The organism is Streptomyces antarcticus (genome assembly GCF_026627255.1).
GTDB lineage: Bacteria > Actinomycetota > Actinomycetes > Streptomycetales > Streptomycetaceae > Streptomyces > Streptomyces antarcticus.
The window spans coordinates 667,569-687,805 of the sequence record NZ_JAPNLM010000001.1 but is presented as its reverse complement, the minus strand read 5'-3'; the positions used below and the strand labels follow the sequence as shown (position 1 = coordinate 687,805).

At 71.3% G+C, this 20,237-nt stretch carries 19 protein-coding genes and 1 pseudogene; 10 read left to right on the top strand and 10 right to left on the bottom strand.

Translation table 11 applies throughout. The features are described 5' to 3' along the window. The first annotated feature begins 413 nt into the window (after positions 1 to 413). Positions 414 to 815 carry a WhiB family transcriptional regulator gene (locus OTB16_RS03145; protein WP_420717600.1) on the top strand — a complete coding sequence of 134 codons (402 nt, stop codon included), beginning with the start codon at positions 414 to 416 and terminating at the stop codon, positions 813 to 815. Positions 816 to 1,044: 229 nt separating this feature from the next. On the opposite strand, the gene glpX is transcribed toward OTB16_RS03145, so the two are convergent. Continuing rightward, positions 1,045 to 2,076, bottom strand: coding sequence for a class II fructose-bisphosphatase (gene glpX / locus OTB16_RS03140; protein WP_267718236.1), 1,032 nt, complete (start codon positions 2,074 to 2,076; stop codon positions 1,045 to 1,047). A gap of 236 nt (positions 2,077 to 2,312) precedes the next feature. Between glpX and OTB16_RS03135 the strand changes: the two genes are divergently transcribed. After that, complete coding sequence (locus OTB16_RS03135; RefSeq protein ID WP_267718400.1) at positions 2,313 to 2,843, top strand: DUF4245 domain-containing protein; 531 nt, start codon at positions 2,313 to 2,315, stop codon at positions 2,841 to 2,843. Positions 2,844 to 3,067: 224 nt separating this feature from the next. Here OTB16_RS03135 and OTB16_RS03130 read toward each other — a convergent pair whose 3' ends face one another. The 4 genes from OTB16_RS03130 to OTB16_RS03115 all read right to left on the bottom strand — a co-directional run bounded on the left by OTB16_RS03130 (position 3,068) and on the right by OTB16_RS03115 (position 7,045). After that, entirely contained in the window at positions 3,068 to 3,661 is a 594-nt protein-coding gene (locus tag OTB16_RS03130) for a malonic semialdehyde reductase (RefSeq protein WP_267718235.1), read from the bottom strand. 101 nt (positions 3,662 to 3,762) lie between these two features. Continuing rightward, positions 3,763 to 3,981: an exodeoxyribonuclease VII small subunit gene (locus OTB16_RS03125; protein ID WP_267718234.1), complete on the bottom strand. Its 219-nt coding sequence runs from the start codon at positions 3,979 to 3,981 to the stop codon at positions 3,763 to 3,765. A 54-nt stretch (positions 3,982 to 4,035) separates the two neighbouring features. After that, positions 4,036 to 5,364, bottom strand: coding sequence for an exodeoxyribonuclease VII large subunit (gene xseA / locus OTB16_RS03120; RefSeq protein WP_267718233.1), 1,329 nt, complete (start codon positions 5,362 to 5,364; stop codon positions 4,036 to 4,038). 223 nt (positions 5,365 to 5,587) lie between these two features. Beyond that, positions 5,588 to 7,045, bottom strand: a complete 1,458-nt coding sequence (locus tag OTB16_RS03115; RefSeq protein ID WP_267718232.1) for an APC family permease — start codon at positions 7,043 to 7,045, stop codon at positions 5,588 to 5,590. 86 nt (positions 7,046 to 7,131) lie between these two features. Between OTB16_RS03115 and OTB16_RS03110 the strand changes: the two genes are divergently transcribed. Both OTB16_RS03110 and ppgK read left to right on the top strand, forming a co-directional pair. After that, positions 7,132 to 8,136 (top strand): 4-hydroxy-3-methylbut-2-enyl diphosphate reductase, encoded by a 1,005-nt coding sequence (locus OTB16_RS03110; protein WP_420717599.1) that lies wholly within the window; start codon positions 7,132 to 7,134, stop codon positions 8,134 to 8,136. 21 nt (positions 8,137 to 8,157) lie between these two features. After that, positions 8,158 to 8,895 (top strand): polyphosphate--glucose phosphotransferase, encoded by a 738-nt coding sequence (ppgK, locus tag OTB16_RS03105; RefSeq protein WP_269286873.1) that lies wholly within the window; start codon positions 8,158 to 8,160, stop codon positions 8,893 to 8,895. Between the two features lie 41 nt (positions 8,896 to 8,936). Here ppgK and OTB16_RS03100 read toward each other — a convergent pair whose 3' ends face one another. Beyond that, the gene (locus OTB16_RS03100) at positions 8,937 to 9,452 is read right to left on the bottom strand and encodes a DUF6542 domain-containing protein (RefSeq protein ID WP_383909724.1); all 516 of its coding nucleotides are present in this window, start codon (positions 9,450 to 9,452) and stop codon (positions 8,937 to 8,939) included. Positions 9,453 to 9,585: 133 nt separating this feature from the next. Between OTB16_RS03100 and ychF the strand changes: the two genes are divergently transcribed. After that, positions 9,586 to 10,674: a redox-regulated ATPase YchF gene (gene ychF / locus OTB16_RS03095; protein ID WP_267718398.1), complete on the top strand. Its 1,089-nt coding sequence runs from the start codon at positions 9,586 to 9,588 to the stop codon at positions 10,672 to 10,674. 123 nt (positions 10,675 to 10,797) lie between these two features. Here the strand turns inward: ychF and OTB16_RS03090 are convergent, their stop codons facing one another. Beyond that, positions 10,798 to 11,379 (bottom strand): Uma2 family endonuclease, encoded by a 582-nt coding sequence (locus OTB16_RS03090; RefSeq protein ID WP_267718229.1) that lies wholly within the window; start codon positions 11,377 to 11,379, stop codon positions 10,798 to 10,800. Positions 11,380 to 11,502: 123 nt separating this feature from the next. Between OTB16_RS03090 and OTB16_RS03085 the strand changes: the two genes are divergently transcribed. After that, the gene (locus OTB16_RS03085; RefSeq protein ID WP_267718228.1) at positions 11,503 to 11,895 is read left to right on the top strand and encodes a hypothetical protein; all 393 of its coding nucleotides are present in this window, start codon (positions 11,503 to 11,505) and stop codon (positions 11,893 to 11,895) included. Between the two features lie 412 nt (positions 11,896 to 12,307). Here OTB16_RS03085 and OTB16_RS03080 read toward each other — a convergent pair whose 3' ends face one another. From OTB16_RS03080 to OTB16_RS03070, 3 genes and pseudogenes are all read right to left on the bottom strand, one after another. Beyond that, entirely contained in the window at positions 12,308 to 12,571 is a 264-nt protein-coding gene (locus OTB16_RS03080; RefSeq protein WP_267718227.1) for a type II toxin-antitoxin system RelE family toxin, read from the bottom strand. Then, on the bottom strand, positions 12,564 to 12,833 hold the full coding sequence (locus OTB16_RS03075) for a type II toxin-antitoxin system Phd/YefM family antitoxin (protein ID WP_267718226.1): 270 nt from the start codon (positions 12,831 to 12,833) through the stop codon (positions 12,564 to 12,566). Before OTB16_RS03075 ends, OTB16_RS03080 begins: the two co-directional genes overlap by 8 nt. Before the next feature lie 190 nt (positions 12,834 to 13,023). Continuing rightward, positions 13,024 to 13,476, bottom strand: a pseudogene (locus OTB16_RS03070) (hypothetical protein); the annotation flags it as partial. A gap of 395 nt (positions 13,477 to 13,871) precedes the next feature. Here OTB16_RS03070 and OTB16_RS03065 point away from each other — a divergent pair. From OTB16_RS03065 to OTB16_RS03050, 4 genes are all read left to right on the top strand, one after another. Next, positions 13,872 to 16,058, top strand: coding sequence for a DEAD/DEAH box helicase (locus tag OTB16_RS03065; protein ID WP_267718225.1), 2,187 nt, complete (start codon positions 13,872 to 13,874; stop codon positions 16,056 to 16,058). A 418-nt stretch (positions 16,059 to 16,476) separates the two neighbouring features. After that, complete coding sequence (locus OTB16_RS03060) at positions 16,477 to 17,937, top strand: alpha/beta hydrolase (RefSeq protein ID WP_324290766.1); 1,461 nt, start codon at positions 16,477 to 16,479, stop codon at positions 17,935 to 17,937. A gap of 244 nt (positions 17,938 to 18,181) precedes the next feature. Continuing rightward, entirely contained in the window at positions 18,182 to 19,291 is a 1,110-nt protein-coding gene (locus OTB16_RS03055) for an alpha/beta hydrolase (RefSeq protein WP_267718224.1), read from the top strand. Next, the gene (locus OTB16_RS03050; protein ID WP_267718223.1) at positions 19,288 to 20,079 is read left to right on the top strand and encodes a trypsin-like serine peptidase; all 792 of its coding nucleotides are present in this window, start codon (positions 19,288 to 19,290) and stop codon (positions 20,077 to 20,079) included. Before OTB16_RS03055 ends, OTB16_RS03050 begins: the two co-directional genes overlap by 4 nt. Positions 20,080 to 20,237 lie beyond the last annotated feature (158 nt).

Below are 20,237 nucleotides of genomic sequence, written 5' to 3'. Positions count from 1 at the left end.
CGGCGAGTTCCGGCCTTGGCGTCCCGGCGGTGTCCGTAGGCCCGCAGGGGTCCGCCCGGGCCGCGGCGGCGCCGTCGGTCTGCCGTTACCCCGCCGCCGCTTCCGGCCTCCGCCCGCGGGGGCGCGCGTACGGCCGCCCGCGCGACCGCACCGCCCCCGCCGCCGCCGCGCGCCACGACCGGCCGGGTAGCGTCCCGGCGCCCGCTCCACCGCGCGGGGCGCCGGCGCCCCCGCCCGGGGCCCGAGCGGCGCCCGCGGCCCGGCGCCGCGGGCCGTCCCGGCCGCCGCGCGCGCGGGATCGCGTTTCGGACGAACCCGCCGCGCGCGGCGGCGCGCCGTGCATAGGGGAGCCCCCAGCGGGTAGGGACAGGTGCATCGTCTCTCGCTCGCGTATACGTCGTCAGGAGTAGACCGTGCCGCATCCGCCGCATCAGTCCCTGCAGGTAGCCGCCGTCCAGGGTCTCCACGGGCGCCCGGCCGCCGTGCCGAAGCCGCGGGTGCCGGCCGCCAGGGCCGGGGACGGCCCCTGGCACGCGGACGCGGTCTGCCGCCGCGACGAGGCGGGGCTGTTCTTCGCTCCGTCCAAGGAGCCGACCGCGTCCCGGCTTTCCCGCGAGGATGCCGCCAAGCGCGTCTGTGCCCGCTGCCCCGTGATGGTCGCCTGCCGCGAGCACGCCCTGCTCCAGCCCGAGCCGTACGGGGTCTGGGGCGGCCTCACCGCCGCCGAGCGCCGCGTGGTGCTGGCCCGGATGCGCCGCAGGTCCGCCGAGCTGCGCCAGGCCCAGGGATCCGGTCCGATCGCCGCGGCGGGCTGACCCACCGTCCCCGCACGCCCCCGCACGCCCCAGCCCCCCGCCCGGACACCGCCGGGCGCGCGGGGCACCGTACCGACTCCCGTACGCCGTCCCGTACCGACTTCCGGCGCCGACGTCCCGTACCGACGTCCCGTACCGACTCCCCGCATCGACTTCCGTGCCCACGCCAGAGGGGCGGTCACCGCCGCACGCGGTGACCGCCCCTCTCGCCGTGCCGCTTCCGCCGGGTCTACTGGGCCCGGTCGAAGTCGATCGCGCTGTACGCGCGCAGCTTGGACAGCCGGTGCGTCGAGTCGATCTGCCGGATCGTGCCCGACTTCGAGCGCATGACCAGCGAGGACGTCGTCGCGGTCTCCGAGCGGTAGTGGACGCCGCGCAGCAGCTCGCCGTCCGTGATGCCGGTGGCGACGAAGAAGACGTTCTCGCCTGACACCAGGTCGGTCGTGTGCAGGACCCGGTCCAGGTCGTGGCCCGCGTCGATCGCCTTCTGGCGCTCGGCCTCGTCCTTGGGCCACAGCTTGCCCTGGATCGTGCCGCCGAGGCACTTTATGGCGCACGCCGAGATGATGCCCTCGGGCGTGCCGCCGATGCCGAGGAGCAGGTCGACGCCGGTGCCCTCGCGCACCGCCATGACCGAACCCGCGACGTCGCCGTCCGAGATGAACTTGATGCGGGCGCCGGTCTCGCGGATCTCCTTGACGATGCCCTCGTGGCGCGGGCGGTCCAGGATGACCACGGTGACGTCCTCGACGGCCATGTTCTTGGCCTTCGCGACGCGCCGGATGTTGACCGAGGCGGGGGCGTTGATGTCGACGAAGTCGGCGGCCTCGGGGCCCGTGACCAGCTTCTCCATGTAGAAGACGGCCGACGGGTCGAACATGGTGCCGCGGTCGGCGGCGGCCAGGACGGCGATCGCGTTCGGCATGCCCTTGGCGTTCAGGGTGGTGCCGTCGATGGGGTCCACGGCGATGTCGACCTCGGCGCCGGTGCCGTCGCCGACCCGCTCGCCGTTGAAGAGCATCGGCGCTTCGTCCTTCTCGCCCTCGCCGATGACGACGACGCCGTTCATCGACACGGTGGAGATCAGGGTCCGCATGGCGTTGACCGCGGCGCCGTCCGCGCCGAGCTTGTCACCGCGGCCGACCCACCGGCCCGCGGCCATGGCGGCGGCCTCGGTGACCCGGACCAGTTCCAGGGCGAGGTTGCGGTCGGGGGCTTCGGGAGAAACTTCGAGCTGGGGCGGCAGGTTGTGCTCGGTCATCGGAGCGCACCTTTCTGTACGACGACGGCCGGGATGTGAGGGTGCTCGAACTCTATCGGTACGTCGACATATTGAGCAGGCCGGGTCACGTATGAGCGGCATACCGGTCAGCCGATTGGCCTGAGCGGACGTCTTGCGGCCTGCTCCCGGCCCCCGCCGCGCCGCCGCGCGGCCGCTCGGGGCCACCCCGGCGCTGATCGCCGCCGGCGATGCGGGACGATGGTCCCGTGGCAGGTATGAAAGGCAAGCAGACGATCTGGGACATGGTCCGGTCGCTGGGGGTGATCGGCCTCGTCGTCGCTGGGATCTATCTCTTCATCCCGCACGACGAGAAGGCCGATCCGACGCGCACGGTCGACTACCGGGTGGAGACGATCACGGCCCGCCGTGCGGCGCCGTACCCCTTGGCGGTCCCCGTCGGGCTCCCGGCCGAGTGGCGCGCGACATCGGTGACGTACGAGCGCAAGAACGCCAGCGCCTGGCATCTGGGCTTCCTGGACCCGAAGCAGGAGTACGTGGCGCTGGAGCAGTCCACCGACGTCTCCGGGAAGTACCTGGGCCGGGTCACCCAGCAGGCGAAGGCCACCGGGCAGACGCAGCAGGTCGGCGACGCGGCCTGGGAGCGCTGGGAGGGCGAGAAGTACGACGCCCTCGTCAAGCAGGACCAGGGCTACGTCACGGTGGTGACCGGAACGGCCTCCTTCGAGCAGCTCGGCGCGATGGCGGCGGCCCTGGAGTTCAAGCAGGGCGCCACGGCGGGCGGATAGCACCGGGGCCCGTCCGGGTCGGCGGCCCGTGTCGGTCCGCGGCCTGTCTCGGTCCGCGGCCCGTCCCAGGCTGCGGTTCGCCCCCGCACGCGGCCGTCTCCGTACGCGGTCGTCCCCGCCCGCGGCCGTCCCCGTACGCGACGTCTACGCGAAGAGGCCGCGCCCCCCGGAATCCCGGGGGGCGCGGCCTCTTCGCGTACGGCGGCGGCGGGCGCCGTACGCACTCAGACGGTGGTGATGACCTGGTCGAACTCCAGGCGCGGGGAGCGCGGGAACGCGACGGCGTCCTCGCCCGGCTTGCCGATGTTGACGATCATCAGCGGGGTGTGGTCGGCGTCCAGGAACTCCTTCTGGACCCCGGCGAAGTCGGCGCCGGTCATCGGACCCGCGGCCAGACCGGCGGCGCGGACGCCGACGATGAAGTACGCGGCCTGCAGCGCGGCGTTCAGCAGCGCGGACTGCTCGCGGACCGGACGCTCGGCGAAGAAGAGGTCCTTGGCCTGCGGGAAGTGCGGGAGCAGCTGCGGAAGCTCCTCGTGGAACTCGTTGTCCGCCGAAAGGATCGCGACGAGCGGCGCGGCGGCGGTCTTGGCCTGGTTGCCCTCGGAGAGGTGCTTCACGAGGCGCTCGCGGGCCTCGGGGGAGCGGACCAGCATGATGCGCAGCGGGGTCTGGTTGAAGGCGGTGGGGCCGAACTTCACCAGGTCGTAGATCGCCTGGACCTGCTCCTCGGTGACCGGCTCGTCGGAGAACGAGTTGGCCGTGCGGGCCTTGCGGAACAGCAGGTCCTGCGCGGCGGGGTCGAGAACGAGAGACATCGGAAAGCCTTCTTCCATACGGAACAGAGGTGAAGCGATGCCCCGACTCTACGGCGGAAGTAGGTGAAGTTTCAACTAAACCGCCGCGGCGGTGACCGGAATCACTCTCCGTCGGCCGCCTCCCGGGTCGCGAGCGCCGAGTCCAGACGGGCCCTGGCCCCCTCCAGCCAGTGCCGGCAGACCTTGGCCAGCTCCTCGCCGCGCTCCCAGAGCGCGAGCGAGTCCTCCAGCGAGGTGCCGCCCGCCTCCAGCTTGCGGACGACCTCGATCAGCTCGTCGCGGGCCTGCTCGTACCCCAGTGCCGTTTCGGCCTCTGCCATTACCGTTTCCACCCTAGGTTCGTAGTCCGACGCGTTCGTTGCGGCGGTGTGTCGTTATTCGGAAGCCGGCGCGGCGGCCGGTGCGGCGGCCGGTGCGGCGGCCGGTGTCGCGGCCGGGCCGGGGCCCGGTGCGGCGGCCGATACGGTGCCCGGCGTCGCGGCCGGGCCGGCGGCCGGTTCGCAGACCCGTACGGAGAAGGCGCCCTCCGCCACCCGCGCGTGCAGCAGCTCGTCCCCCGAGACCTCCCCGGGCGAGCGCACCACGTGCCCGTCGGCCCGCTGGAGCACGGCGTAGCCGCGCTCCAGGGTCGCGGCCGGGGACAGCGCCACCACCCGGGCCAGGGTGTGCGAGAGCTCCGAGTCGGCCCGGTCCAGCAGGTGCCCGAGCGTGCGGCGGCCGCGCGCCAGCAGCGCGTCCACCTCGTCCTCCCGGGTCTCCACCATCCGCTGCGGGTGGACGAAGACCGGCCGGGCCAGGGCGTGCGCGAGCCCCCGCTCCTCCCGGTCGAGCAGGCCCCGTACGGCCCGCAGCCCCCGGTCCTGGAGCTGGCGCACCCGCTCCAGCTCCTCGCCCACGTCCGGGACCACCTTCTTCGCCGCGTCCGTGGGCGTGGAGGCCCGCAGGTCCGCGACCAGGTCCAGCAGCGGGGAGTCCGGCTCGTGGCCGATGGCCGAGACGACCGGCGTACGGGCGGCGGCGACGGTCCGTACAACCTCCTCGTCGGAGAACGGCAGCAGGTCCTCCACGCTGCCGCCGCCGCGCGCCACGATGATCACGTCCACCTCGTCCAGGGCGTCGAGCTCCCGGACCGCCTGGATCACCTGGGGCACCGCGTGCACCCCCTGGACGGCCACGTTGCGCACCTCGAAGCGGACGGCCGGCCAGCGGCGCCGCGCGTTCTCCAGTACGTCGCGCTCGGCCGCCGACGCCCGCCCGACCACCAGCCCGATCAGCTGGGGCAGGAAGGGCAGCGGCTTCTTGCGGTCCAGCGCGAACAGCCCCTCGGAGGCGAGGGACCGCTTGAGCCGCTCCAGGCGGGCCAGCAGCTCACCGATGCCGACGGGCCGTATCTCGGTCGCCCGAAGGGACAGCTGCCCGCGCGGGGCGTACCACTCCGGCTTGGCGAGTACGACGACCCGCGCGCCCTCCGAGACGGCGTCCGCGACCTCGTCGTAGACCTGGCGGAAGCAGGTCACGCTGACCGAGATGTCGTGCGAGGGGTCGCGCAGCGTCAGGAAGACCACCCCCGCCCCCGGCCTCCGCGAGAGCTGCGTGATCTGCCCCTCCACCCACACCTGGCCGAGCTTGTCGATCCAGCCCCCGATGAGCCGGGACACCTGGCCTACCGGCAGCGGCGCCTCGGCCGACGTATTCAGAGCCATGCACGCAGGCTATCCGGCCCGGCTGACAGCGTCTCAGGGCCCGGCCCGGATGTCGCCACCGCGCCGCCTGCGGGGGCCGCCCGGAGACGGCTGCCGGGCACGCAGCTGCGGCTACGCGGCTCCGGCGGCCGGGCCCGTCCTGGGACCGCCACCGGCTACGCGTCCGCCGGCGGCTACGCGGCTCCCGCTGCCGGGCCGCCGCCTACACCGCCCCGGCCGCCGGCTACACCGCCCCGGCCGCCGGGCCCGTCCCGGGACCCGTACCGCCGGGGGACTCCCCCTCGGCCGCGTAGGGAACCGCACCCGGGCTCCCGCCCCGGCCCCCGCCCGGGCCGCGCCGGCCGCGCTGGGCGAACAGCACGCACAGTCCCGCCGCCAGCCACACCGCCCCCACGAGCTGCGCCGTCCACGAGGCCTCCACGATCACCGTGACGGTCACCGCCGCGCCCAGCACCGGGACCACCAGGTGCCGGAGCCAGTTCGGCGGCCCCTCCCGCCGCTGCACCACGAACCAGCCCACCACCGAGGCGTGCAGCAGGGTGAACGCGACCAGCGCCCCGACGTCCACCACCGACACCAGGTGGTCCAGCCCGTCGTCGCGCCGCGCCGCCCACACCGCCGCGACCAGGGTGACCGTGGCCGCCACCAGCAGCGCCGGGCGCGGGGTGCCGCCGTACGTCCGCGCCAGCGCACCCGGCAGACGGCGCTCCCGGGCCATCGCGAACAGCAGCCGCCCGGCCGCCGCCTGCCCGGCCAGCGCCGCGAAGGCCGCCCCGATCGCCTTGCTGACCGCGACCAGGTCGTGCAGCCAGGGCCCGACCGCCGACTCCACCGTGTTGTAGAAGGCCGGCCCCTGCTCCACCGGCCGCGCCGCCAGCTCCGCCGCCGTCAGCGGCGACAGCAGTGCCGCCAGGTACGTCTGCGCGACGAACAGCACCCCCGTCAGCGCCAGACAGAACAGCACCGCCCGCGCCACCTTCGCGCTGCCGCCCGTCACCTCCTCGGCGAAGGAGGCGATCGCGTCGAAGCCCAGGTACGACAGCACCGCGACCGACACCGCGCCGAGCACGGCCGCGAACGAGAACGCCAGCGAGCCGTCGCCCGTCAGCGGCGACAGCCAGCCGCGCTGCGCCCCGCCCCGCGCCAGCGCCGTCACCGCGGCGACCAGGAAGACCAGCAGGACCACGATCTCCAGGGCCAGCACCGCGAAGCCCACGCGCGCGGCCGCCCGTACGCCCCACAGGTTCAGCAGCGTCGTCACCACCACGGCCAACGCCGTCCACACCCACCGCGACACCTCCGGGACCAGCGCGTTCATCGCGATCCCCGAGAACAGGTACGCGACCGCCGGGATCAACAGGTAGTCGAGCATCGCCATCCACCCGGCGATCAGCCCCGGCCCCTCGCCCAGGCCCTTGCGGGCGTACGTGAAGACCGAGCCGGCCTGCGGGGCCACCCGCACCATCTGCGCGTAGCTGAACGCCGTGAACGCCATCGCGACCGTCGCGACGAGGTAGACGAGCGCGATGGCGCCGTGCGACTTGGCGTCCAGGGTGCCGAAGACGCCGACCGGGGCCATGGGGGCGATGAAGAGGAGCCCGTAGACGACGAGGTCCCGGAAGCCGAGGGTCCGCCGCAGCGCGGCGGGCGCCGCCTTACTGGAATCCGTCACGGACGCCATCCGTCCTCCGGGCGATAGGCGGGACACGCTTTCGACCAAGTTTCTGCCGAACGGGGGACGTCCGGCCTCTCAGGGACCCCCGTACGATGGACCACATGACTGCTCCCGCCCCTGCTCCCGCTTCCCGCCGCGTCCTGCTCGCCGCCCCCCGCGGTTACTGCGCGGGCGTGGACCGAGCCGTGATCGCCGTCGAGAAAGCCCTCGAGCAGTACGGTGCGCCGGTCTACGTCCGCCACGAGATCGTCCACAACAAGTACGTGGTCCAGACCCTGGAGAAGAAGGGGGCCGTCTTCGTCGAGCGGACGGAGGAGGTGCCCGAGGGCTCCATCGTCATGTTCTCCGCGCACGGAGTGGCGCCGGTGGTGCACGAAGAGGCCGCCCGCGGCAAGCTCGCCACGATCGACGCGACCTGCCCGCTGGTCACCAAGGTGCACAAGGAAGCCATCCGGTACGCGAACGAGGACTTCGACATCCTCCTCATCGGCCACGAGGGCCACGAGGAGGTCATCGGCACCTCCGGCGAGGCCCCGGACCACATCACCATCGTGGACGGGCCCGAGGACGTCGCGAACGTCCAGGTGCGCGATGAGTCGAAGGTCGTCTGGCTGTCCCAGACCACGCTGTCGGTCGACGAGACGATGGAGACGGTCGACGCGCTGAAGACGAAGTTCCCGCTGCTCATCTCGCCGCCCAGCGACGACATCTGCTACGCCACCTCGAACCGGCAGGCGGCCGTCAAGGTCATGGGCGCCGACTCGGACCTGGTCATCGTCGTCGGATCGAAGAACTCCTCGAACTCGATCCGCCTCGTCGAGGTCGCGCTCGACGCGGGCGCCCGCGCCGCGTACCTCGTCGACTTCGCGAGCGAGATCGACGAGGCCTGGCTGGAGGGCGTCACCACGGTCGGCCTGACCTCGGGCGCCTCGGTGCCGGAGGTATTGGTCGAGGAAGTGCTGGATTACCTCACGAAGCGCGGGTATGCGGACGTGGAGATCGTCAAGACGGCCGAGGAGTCGATCGTCTTCTCGCTGCCGAAGGAGCTGCGCCGCGACCTGCGTGCGGAAGCTGCCGAACTGGTCGCCGACAGGTAAGTCTTTTCGTACGGTATGTCCATGCAGATCATGGGTGTGGACATCGGCGGTTCGGGGATCAAGGGCGCCCCCGTGGACCTGGACCGCGGCGATCTGGCGCAAGAGCGCCACAAAGTACTGACACCGCAGCCGGCCACCCCCGAGGGGGTGGCCGGCTGCGTCGCGGAGGTGGTCCGCGCGTTCTCCTGGACGGGCCCGGTCGGGGTGACCTTCCCGGGGGTCGTCACGGGTGGCGTCACCCGTTCGGCGGCCAACGTGGACAAGAGCTGGGTCGGCGTCGACGCGGCGGCCCTCTTCTCGCGGGAGCTGGACGGCCTGCCCGTCACGGTCCTCAACGACGCGGACGCGGCGGGCGTCGCGGAAATGACGTACGGCGCCGGTCGCGGCCGGGGCGGCACCGTCATCCTGCTCACGCTGGGCACGGGCATCGGGAGCGCCCTGTTCACCGACGGGCGCCTGGTCCCGAACACGGAGCTGGGCCACCTGGAGCTGAAGGGACACGACGCGGAGAAGCGGGCGTCGGTCAAGGCGAAGGAGGACGGGGACCTCAGCTGGGAGCACTGGGCCCAACGCCTGCAGAAGTACCTGGAGCACGTGGAGATGCTGTTCTCCCCGGACCTGTTCATCCTCGGCGGCGGCGTCAGCCGCAAGCCGGAGAAGTTCCTGCCCTTCATCGAGGGCGTCCGGGCGGAGATCGTCCCGGCGAAGCTCCAGAACAACGCGGGCATCGTCGGCGCGGCGATGGCGGCGAAACAGTAACGGCGGGGCCGTCCGGGGCGGGGCGTCTCCGAACGAGACGGCTAGGCGGCGGGGCGGCGGGGCATCCGGCGCCTGCCGATCAGCACGGCCTTGCGTACGACGGCGATGAGCGCCGCCACCAGCGTGCCCGCGTACAGCCAGCCGGCGTGCAGGGACAGCGCGGACACCAGCCCCATCAGATGACCGCCGAAGCCGCCGGAGCCGCCCGCGACGGGCCACACTCCGGCGGCGAAGGCGATGGGCGCGGTGATCGGCGCGGTGATCAGGTCGGCGGGCCGCACCCAGAGCGCGGTGGCGGCCGCGACGGGCAGGAAGAGCAGCCCGTAGACGAAGAGCGAGGAGTCGAAGAGCAGCCAGGAGAACCCCGCGACCAGCACCATGGCGGCGCTCGAGAAGAGCCCGCCGCCGAGCCCGGTCAGCCGCGGCCTGGGCAGCCGGCGCGCGAGCACGAGCCGCGGCGCGCCGCCCTGTACGGGGGGCGCGGCGGCACGCGGCCGCCGGCGCTGGGCCGGGGGTCGCTGGGGGTGAGGGGCCGGTCGCGTCCTGTATCGCTCCACGTCACCAAAGTAGGCGGGCGGCCCCCCGGATCGGGCCGCGGACACGCGTACATCCACCCCCGCTCATCGGAAAGTAAACTGCTCCATGGCCCGCACCCGGGCCGCCGCCCCTCCACTACGGGAAGTCGCCAACGTGTCGCTCACGATCGGAATCGTCGGCCTGCCGAATGTCGGCAAGTCGACCCTGTTCAACGCCCTGACCAAGAACGACGTGCTGGCGGCCAACTACCCGTTCGCCACGATCGAGCCGAACGTCGGCGTCGTCGGCGTCCCGGACAAGCGCCTGGCCGTCCTGGCCGGCATCTTCGGCTCGCAGAAGGTCATCCCCGCGACCGTCGACTTCGTCGACATCGCGGGCATCGTCCGCGGCGCCTCGGAGGGCGAGGGCCTGGGCAACAAGTTCCTCGCGAACATCCGCGAGTCGGACGCGATCTGCCAGGTCATCCGCGCCTTCGTAGACGAGAACGTCGTCCACGTCGACGGCAAGGTCTCGCCGAAGGACGACATCGAGACGATCAACACCGAGCTGATCCTCGCGGACCTCCAGTCCATCGAGAAGGCGGAGCCGCGCCTGGCGAAGGAGTCCCGTCTCCAGAAGGAGAAGGTCGCGGTCCTCGCGGCCGTCGTCGAGGCCAAGAAGATCCTCGAGGCGGGCGACACCCTCTTCTCGAAGGGCATCACGAAGGGCACGGAGCGGGGCGACCTCCTCCACGAGCTGCACCTGCTGACGACGAAGCCCTTCCTCTACGTGTTCAACGTGGACGAGGACGAGCTGACGGACGACGCCTTCAAGGCGGAGCAGAGCGCGCTGGTCGCCCCGGCGGAGGCGATCTTCCTGAACGCCAAGCTGGAGGCGGAGCTCGTCGAGCTCGAGGACGACGAGGCCCTCGAGCTCCTCCAGTCGGTGGGCCAGGACGAGCCGGGCATGGCCACGCTGGGCCGCGTCGGCTTCACCACCCTGGGCCTGCAGACGTACCTGACGGCGGGCCCGAAGGAGACCCGCGCCTGGACGATCAAGCAGGGCGCGACGGCCCCGGAGGCGGCGGGCGTCATCCACACGGACTTCCAGCGCGGCTTCATCAAGGCGGAGGTCATCTCCTTCGCCGACCTGGTCGAATGCGGCTCGGTCGCGGAAGCCCGAGCGAAGGGCAAGGCCCGCATGGAGGGCAAGGAGTACGTCATGCAGGACGGCGACGTGGTGGAGTTCCGCTTCAACGTGTAGTCGTCTCGTTACTGCATGTGAGATGATTTCGTCAAATGTGCAGGTCAGGAGGGGTCGGACTCGGGCGAGTCCGGCCCCTTCTGTATTCCCGTGCTGACTTGGTGCTGACTTGGAATCGCGGTGTCAGCCCGACTGGCCGGGTCCTAGCTTGTCGAGATCAAGGCTGATCTCGAACGGCAGGGGCCGTTGGAGGGTATGGCGGAAAATCCCTGCCGGTGCGTACGAGCCGGTAGGCTCGTCGAGCTCGTAAACGTGCACGACGGGGATGGTGTCCTCGTCTTCGATGCACCAGTAGTGCCGGATGCCGGCCTCGGCGTACTTGCGCAGCTTGACGGTTCGGTCACGGTGGGCGGATTCCGGTGAGACGACCTCGATGACGAGCTGGACGTCTTCGGGAGCGAACCAGGTGCAGTCAGGGTCGTACGCGGCTGTGGTCACCGCGAGGTCCGGCTCCAGGCGGTTACGGGCATCGAGGCGGATGGTCATCTCTCGGCCGACCTTGAATCCTGCCGGGGCCTGTGCCCTGAGGGCGAGCGTGAGGTCGGTGACGACTTCTCCGTGCCACCAGCGCTGGGGCGACATCATGAATACGAGGGCTCCGTCAATCAGCTCGGTGTGGCGAGGCGCTTCCGGGAGGCGGTCCAAGTCCTCCGCGAACCAGCCTTCCGCGCGCGGCGGGCGCATCCAGTCGGGCAGTGCGGTCATGGCTTCACGGTAGCGGCTACAGCCACCTCAGGTGAGGTGCTCTTGGGTGTCCCGATCCTCACGCGTTGCCAGGCATCGCAAAAGCCGCTGACGTGAGGCTGGAGCTGCGACTACGTTCGCGTCATGGACGCTGTTGAGCAGGCGAGGCGTGAAGAGTTCTCGCGTCGCGAGAAGGCGAGTTCGGCTGCCTACGACGAGATGGTCGCGGTGGTGGGGAAGGTGGCGCAGGCGAGTGCCCTGGTTGAGGTGCAGCTTCGCCAACTCATGCAGACACTGTTGGATTCGAAGTACGCCAAGCTAGTTGCGGCCGGTCTTGCAACTGGAGACCTGATCGATACCTGCACGGCTCTGCTCAAGGTCAACAGGGAGATTGGCGAGGACCAGCGAGGCGAGGGGCTGGAGCTCTTGGGGGGCCTCAAGGATGTCCTCAACGTACGCAACAACCTCGTTCACGGCCTCATCGCGGTCCTCCGGGCCTGGTCTCCACGACCTGGAGGTCGTGAGGCCGGTGGTTGAGACGATCGCAATAGTGAGCAAGAGGCGGAAGCCCGAGGCGTTCGTCACCGTAACGATGGATGAGCCGAGAGCGCGATCGAAGAACTTCACCGGCGCGCTGACGGTCTCCTTCATTGGGCTGCTACACACCTTCCGGGCCACCTTCATCGAGACCAGGTCACCTTCTAACTGGGTACCTGGCTGGGTTTCCCGTGCTGATTCTGTGCTGACTTGAAGCCCTCAGAACCATGTTTCCTCAGGTGGGAGCGTTATTGTGCACGTTCCGCATCAACGTGTAGTCGTATCGTTACTGTATGTTAACTAGATTCGTCAAACGTGCAGGTCGGAAGGGGTCGGACTCTGATGAGTCCGACCCCTTCGTCGTCACCGTGCTGGATGGGTGCTGGATGTTCTGACGTGGGGTCAGCGGCAATCAGGTCTCGTGAACAGCGGACCGGTGCCCCACGTGAACGACCCAGACCACCAGCTCCCCGTTGTCGATCGTGTAGACGACGCGGTAGTCACCGACGCGCAGGCGGCGACGTTCGGGCTGGGACACCAGCGCAGTGGAGTTGAAGCCGAGGGGGTCGGTCTCCAGCTCGGTCAGCTTGGCCAGGATGCGCAGCGCCATGTCACGAGGGATCTTCCGAAGCTCGGCCTGCGCCTCAGGGCGGAAGACGGTTCGGTACTCACTCACCGCGCGCCAGCGTCTCCCTCATGATGTCCTCGATCGGGATGCCGGGAGACGGGTTGGCCATGCGCTCGTCGATGATCCGGTTGATCTCGCGCTCTTCCCATTCCTGGTACTTGCGCAGCACCTCGATGGAGACCACGGCGGCGACTTCCTTGCCTCGCCGCGTGATCACTGTGGGCACGTCGTCGCGGTCTGCGCGCTCCACGACCTCCGCCAGGTGTGCACGCACGTCGCGGATGGACTCTATGGGCAGCGGCTGCATCATGAGCTCAAGGGTACCGAGCGTCCCATGTGTACACAATGGATGCCCTGATGGTGGACAGGCGGATTCGCCGCGGGGCGCGTGCTGGATGAATCTGCACCGTGCTGGATCGGTGCTGGATATGGGCTTCGGAAACGGCGTCCGTGCAGGTGGGAGCCCCATGCCGAACGTTCCGCTTCAACGTGTAGTCGATCTACGGAAAGGCCGTCTGACCTGCGGCGGAGCGGGTTGGGTGGCCTTTGCTGTCCGCACGTTGTCCGCAGCAGGCCCATTCCTGGACCTCCACGAGGTGGGTCGCCTGAAGGCCGGCGTACGGGTCCGGCTGGACGAGAAGCGTGGGGTAGCCGCGGACGGTCCGTTCGGCAGCCCACGCGTGGTCGAGGGCGCTGAAGTCGTCATCGATCCAGACGACCGGTGCTCTGCCGAGCCAGGGGCCGACGTGGTCGCGCTTCCAGAGGTATCCGTCGGGATGGCTGGTGGTGATCTGCGGGCGGGGGAGGTCGAGGTAGGGGAAGTCCGGCAGCCCCAGGAGCGGCCCGATGATGGTTGTGGCGTCCTTGCGCCAGCTCGTGCACCACATGGGAGTGACGAGGCTGCTGGCCAGGAGGGCGGTGAGCAGTCGGCCATGGCTGGGGTCGAGCCAGATGGGGGAGTGTATGAATAACGTCTGATCGGATGACGTGACACCGCGTCGCCGATCTGGCAAACATGCAGGTCAGAAGAGGTCGGGCTCTGTTGAGTACGGCCCTTTCGTTGTTACCGTGCTGAAGGGGTGCTGGATGTTCTGACGTGGGGTCAGCGGCGATCAGGTCTCGTGAACAGGGGACCGGTGTCCCGCGTGAACGACCCAGATCACCAGCTCCCCGTTGTCGATCGTGGTAGCGGCTGCGGCCGCCACAGGTACGGCGCTCTCGGGCGTCCCGATGCTCAGGCGTTGCCGGCCGCCGCGGGAGCCGCCGAGCGTGCGATGCCCGCCGCCCCGGCCGGCGGCGGGGTCGCGGTGGCAGGATGCGGGGACGGGACGCGAGGGGGCGGGGCGGGATGGGGCGCAGTGAGAAGCAGGCGGTTGCCGCGGGCGGGCAGCTGTACGAGGCGGCGCGGGCGGTGGTCGGTGACCACGGGCGGGCTGTCGAGGCGGTACGGGCGGCGCTGAAGCCGATCTGCGACGCGGCGGCGGAAGAGGCGCTGGACGCCATCCCGGTGGCCCGGTTGAAGGAGGTCACCGAGGGGCGGGTGAGGCTCGGGGAAGTCGAGAGGAGCGGGCTGCGGTCGGTCCGGCAGGTACTCGATGCCGGGTCCTACCGGCTGAGGCAGATTCCCGGCGTGGGGCAGCGGACCGCCGATCAGGTCATCGCGGCGGCGCGTCAGATCTCCGACGCGGTTCGGGAGACCATCGCCGTCCACATCGACGTGGACCGGCCGGAGCCGCGAACCACCTCGCTCCTCATGGCCCTGCACGTGCTGGTGGAAGCGGGCCCCGACGCGCGGCGTGCCGTCGACGCGGCCGTGGCCCTCTCGGAGCGGCTCGGTCCGCTGCTGGCCGAGGCCAGGCCGGCCGCCGGGCGGCTGCGGATGCTGCTGGCGGGGCAGGGTGGACGGGCTCGGGCGCTGGAGGCCGTCGCGGAGGTCCGCGGGCTGACCGGGGAGGCCGTACGGGACGGTGTGCCGGAGCTGCTCGCGCAGGCGTCGGTGGATCTGCTGCGCGGTACCTCGACCGAGGTCGCGGCCTGGGTCGACTTCGAGCTGCGGTCCGCCGAGTACTACAGCCTGCTCGCGGAGATCTCCGGCAGCGGCCCCGACTCGGCCGCCGCCGAGGGGTTCCTGCCCGACGAGGTCGCCGAGCGGGTCCGCGACCAGGTGCTCGACGACACGCACCGGCGGGTCTCGTTGCGCGGCTACCAGGCCTTCGGGGCGCGCTTCGCCCTGGCGCAGCGCAAGGTGCTCCTCGGCGACGAGATGGGGCTCGGCAAGACCATCCAGGCCATCGCCGCCCTGGCTCATCTCGCCGCCGGGGGGCAGAGCCACTTCATGGTCGTCTGCCCGGCCAGCGTCCTGATCAACTGGACGCGCGAGGTCGAGGCCCGCAGCACGCTGCGCGTGACCGCTCTGCACGGCCCCGACAAGCGGGAGGCGTACGCCGACTGGAAGGGCCGGGGCGGCGTGGGGGTGACCACCTTCGACGCCCTGCGCGGCTTCCCGGCCCCCGGAGCCGGTGAGCTGGGCATGCTCGTGGTGGACGAGGCGCACTACGTGAAGAATCCGAAGACGCGTCGCTCGCAGGCCGTGACCGAGTGGTCCGGGCGCTGCGAGCACGTGCTCTTCATGACGGGCACGCCCATGGAGAACAGGGTCGCCGAGTTCCGCAGCCTCGTGCAGATCCTCCAGCCGCATCTGGCGGAAGCCGTCGGTGACCGTGACGCAGTGGCCGGGTCCACGGCGTTCCGGAAGGCCGTCGCCCCGGTCTACCTGCGGCGCAACCAGCAGGACGTGCTGAGCGAACTGCCCGCGCTCCAGCAGACGGACGAGTGGGAGGAGCTGAGCGCGTCGGACGAGGACGCCTACCGCGAGGCCGTCCGTGCCGGCAACTTCATGGCGATGCGCAGAGCGGCGTACGCGCGCCCCGAGAAGTCGGCCAAGCTGAACCGGCTGCGCGAGATCGTCGAGGACGCCGCCGAGAACGGGCTGAAGGTGGTGGTGTTCTCCAACTTCAAGGACGTCCTCGGAGCGGTGGAGGACATGCTGGACGGTGTGCGGAGCGGTGGCGGCGGCGGCCAGGTGTTCGGTCCGATCGCCGGAAGCGTGCCGCCCGCGCGCCGTCAGCGGCTGGTGGACGAGTTCGCCGCCGTACCGGGGCATGCGGTGCTGCTGGCGCAGATCGAGGCGGCGGGGGTGGGGCTCAACATGCAGGCCGCGTCCGTCGTGATCATCTGTGAGCCCCAGGTCAAACCGACCATCGAGCACCAGGCGGTGGCGCGGGCCCACCGCATGGGGCAGGTGCGGCCGGTCCGGGTGCACCGGCTGCTCACCACGCGGGGGGTGGACGAGCGGATGGTGGAGATGCTGAAGAACAAGACCCGCCTGTTCGACGCGTACGCACGCCGCAGCGCGGTCGCCGAGTCGACGCCGGACGCGGTCGACGTCTCCGACACGGCGATGGCCCGCCAGATCGTCGAGGAGGAGCAGGCGCGGCTGGGAGCGGTCAGCGAAGTCACCGCGGGACACCCGTGAGCGCCCTCCGGGAGCCCCGCGCACGACAACCGGGGCGCCCGGTACGGCCGGTGGCCGTGGCCGGGGCGGGCCCGGGGTGACGGTGCCGTCCGCGTACGAGCCGACGTGGACCGTGTGCGTACGGGGGGCCGATGTGTGGGTGGAGGGGGCGCTCGCCGCCGCGTGCAGCGGGGAGGGGTGCGAGCCGCTCATCCGGCTGCTGGGGTGGTGCGCCGAGGCGCTCGATGCCCGGCGCCGAGCCCGTGGTCGGCCCGTGGTTGGCCTGAGGTCGGCCTGTGCCGGGCTTCTGACGGACCCTTGAGATCCGCGTCATGTTTTTGCTCGGATTTGGAACTTCGCGGGGGATCCGCGCATCAGTACCAAGGGATCCCCAGCCGTTCCTGCCCTCGGGCAGACATGACCGTTCGGAGCGAAGTTCGTGCACGAGTACCCGCAGCGCCCGCGGCCGGACGGCCGGCCTTCGTACGAGGACCAACCGGCCCGCGGCGGGCACGGGTACCAGGACCAGCGGGACCGCCCGGAGCGGCAGGGCCACCCGGGCCGCGACGGCCATCCGGGCCGCGACGGCGACCCCGGCCACTGGGATCACCAGGAGTCCCCGGACCCCCGCGAGCCCCAGGGGCAGCACCCCGCCGCCCGGGGGTATCCGCCGCCGTACGGGCAGCCCCGGCAGCCCTACCGTCAGGAGCACCCGGCGTACCCGGCCCAAGCGGCCCACCCGGCGTACCCCGAGTTCCCCGACGGCCCCGCGTACCCCGGGTTCCCCGGCCGCCCGGCCCCCGGGCCGGCCCCGGAGCCCCCCGCCCCGCCGGCGCCCAAGCGCTCCCGGCGCGCGATATGGATCAGCGCGGTGGTCGCCCTCGCGCTCCTGCTCGGCGGTGGCGGCTTCGCCGCCTGGAAGCTCGAATGGTTCTCCGGCAACGGCGAGGCCGTGAGCTTCGGCAAGAACGCCCCGGCCCCCGCCGAGGAGAAGAAGGCCTCCGGCGCGCCGACGCCCGCCAAACCGTCCGGCGACCCGGACGTGCTCATGCCGTCCGGGCCGAAGTCCGACTTCAAGCAGACCGCCAAACTGGACGACGGCACGATCATCGCCAAGACCCGGGTCGCGGGCGCGAAGTCCGGTTTCGAGGGCGACGTGTGGGTGTGGGCGCCCAAGGAGTACGACGACCCGAAGTACGCCAAGAGCGGCTTCCCGGTGCTCATCGCGCTCCCCGGCGGCAACGGCTTCCCGGCCAACTACTGGTCCGACCGCAGCCTCGGCCTCCAGAAGGCCATCAGTGACGGCGTCAAGGCCGGCACCAGCCTGCCGTTCGTCGTGATCATGCCGGTGCTCAACCCGGACAACAAGTTCTACTACGACGGCGCCGACATCCCCGGCCAGGCCAAGATGGGCACCTGGATCGCCGAGGACGTCCCGGACTTCGCCAAGGCCAACTTCCGTACCTACAAGTCCCGTGACGGCTGGGCCTACATGGGCTCCTCCTCCGGTGCCTTCGTCGGCATGAAGACGGTCCTCCAGCACCCGGACAAGTTCAAGGCCGTCATCGCCAGCGGCGGCGAGATCGTCCCCGACTCCCCGCTCTGGAAGGGCCACCAGGCGGAGATGGACGCGAACAACCCCGAGAAGCTCGCCCAGAAGCTGATCGACGGCAAGGGACCCGAGGTCCACATCAACTTCCAGGTCGGCACCAAGGAGAGCGGGAAGGACAAGATGCTCGCCTTCCAGCAGAAGTACGGCAAGGGGCCGGTCAAGACGACCATCCGCGACATCCAGGACGGCGAGCACAACGGCTGGCACTACGTCCGGGGCATGAAGGAGGGCTCCCTGGAGTGGATCAGCAAGGTGCTCAAGGCCCCCCAGCCCGCCCCCGCCGGCTGACCTCCCCCGGGCCCGGTCCCCGGTCCGGTACCCGCCGCGGCGACGCCCGCGGAGCGGCCGTAGCGCCCGCGGCGCCGCCCGGTCCCGTACCCGCCGCGGCTCCGCCCGGTCCGTGGCGCTCGCCACGTGGCGCCCGTCCCAGGCAACCCATCCCGTCGTTCACACCTCTGTAAAGGGTGTAAGGGGGACCGATCGGTCCGACCCGCGCCCTGACCGGGCGCCGGAGAAGGAACGGGACAAATCCGTGCAGCATGACCAGCAAGGCGACGGCGGCCCCACGACCGGGGGAAGCCGTCGTCCCAAGCGCCCGCGCTTGCTCCTGATCAGCGGTGGGCTCGCGCTCACCCTCGTCGCCGGCGGTGCGGCGGCGTACAAGTACGGCCTCTTCTCGGACGTGGGGGAGCCGGTCTCCTTCGGGAAGGTCCACGAGAAGACGGCCGCGGCGTCCACCGCCTCGGACGCCGTCGAAGACCCCGGCGTCCGGCCGGGCGTACGGATGCCCACCGGGCCGCCGGCCGGCTTCACCCGCACCAGCCGGCTGCCGGACGGCACCCAGATCGGCATGGCCACCCTCACCGGCGCGAAGTCGGGCTTCACGGGCGACGTGTGGGTGTGGGTGCCGAAGGAGTACGACGACCCGAGGTACGCCAAGAGCGCCTTCCCGGTCCTGATCTCCCTGCCCGGCGGCCGTGGCTACCCCACGAACTACTGGGGCACGGGCCCCGGCCTCGGCCTCCAGAAGGCCGTGAGCGACGGGGTGGCGGCCGGCACCAGCCTGCCCTTCGTCCTCGTGATGCCGGTGATCAACGCCGACACCAAGCACCACTTCGACGGCTCGGACATCCCCGGAGAGCCCCGGATGGGCACCTGGATGGCCGATGACGTCCCGGATTTCGCCAAGGCCAATTTCCGCACCTTCACCTCCCGCGACGGGTGGGCCTTCATGGGTTCCTCCTCGGGCGGTTTCGGTGCGCTCAAGCACGTCCTGAAGCACCCCGACCGCTTCAAGGCGGCCATCGCCAGCGGGGTCGACATCGTCCCCGACTCCCCGCTGTGGAAGGGGAACAGGCGGGCGATGGACGAGAACAACCCGGAGAAGCTCGCCGCGAAGCTGCTCCAGGCGGGCGGCCCGGACGTGTACGTGAACTTCCAGATCGGCACCGCCGAGACCGGCCGCGACAAGGCCGAGAAGTTCATGAAGGAGTACGGCAAGGGCCCCGTGCACACCCGGCTCCAGGTGATCCAGGATGGTGAGCACAACGGAAAGTCGTACGTACGCGGCATGAGGGAGGGCTCCCTGGCGTGGATCAGCAAGGTGATGGCGGCGCCGACACCCGACCCCGCCGTGCGATGAGCACGGTGGTGAAGGGGGCGTCGGCCGCCGCGGCCGCGGGGATCGTGGCGGTGTTCGCCGTCGCCTTCGTCGAGGCGCCGGGAGAGCGGCCGGTGCACCCCTTCCCCACCGTCGGCGTGCTGATGGCCAACGGGGAGCACTGGTGCACGGCGAGCGTCGTCGACAGCCCCGAGGGCAACGTCGTCGCCACCGCCGCGCACTGCGTGGCCCCGGCGGGCGAGGACGGGGAGGCGGGCGAGGTCGCCCACGACGGCCTGGCCATCGGCGAGCTCGCCTTCGCCCCCGCCTTCTCCGGGGAGGGATCCGGCACCCAGCCGCTCGGCGTCTGGAAGGTCCGCTCGATCCACGTGGACGAGCGCTGGACGAAGTGGGGCGAGGACACCGCCGACTTCGCCTTCCTCACCATCGCCCCGGACGAGGACGGGCGCAGCGTCCAGGAGGCGGTGGGAGGGCGCGGCGAGGCCCCGGTCCCCGACTGGACCTCCGGGTACGACCGGGACGTGACCGTCGTCGGCTACCCGGAGTCGGAGCACAATCCGCAGAACAAGCCGGTCTCCTGCACCACCCAGACCCGCCACGACGAGGAGGACCCCGACATGCTGTACATCAGCTGCGCCGGGTTCTGGACGGGCACCAGCGGCAGCCCCTGGTTCGCCGACCGGGGCGGACCGGGGCAGCCGGGGCGGCTCATCGGCGTGCTGAGCGGCGGGGACACGGACGTGGACTCCACGGCCGCGGTCTTCGACGAGCACGCCAGGGCCCTGTACGAGCGGGCCGCGCGGGGCTGAGCGGGGGCGGGGCGGGCGGCGCCGGGCGCGGGCCCGAGGGGGCCGAGCGGGCCCGAGTGGCCCGGAGAGAGCGGGCCCGAGTGGGCGCCGGGCCGGGTGGGCCCGGGCGCCCCGTACGGCGGCTACGTGCGGCGGCCCCGACGGCGGCTGCGTACGGG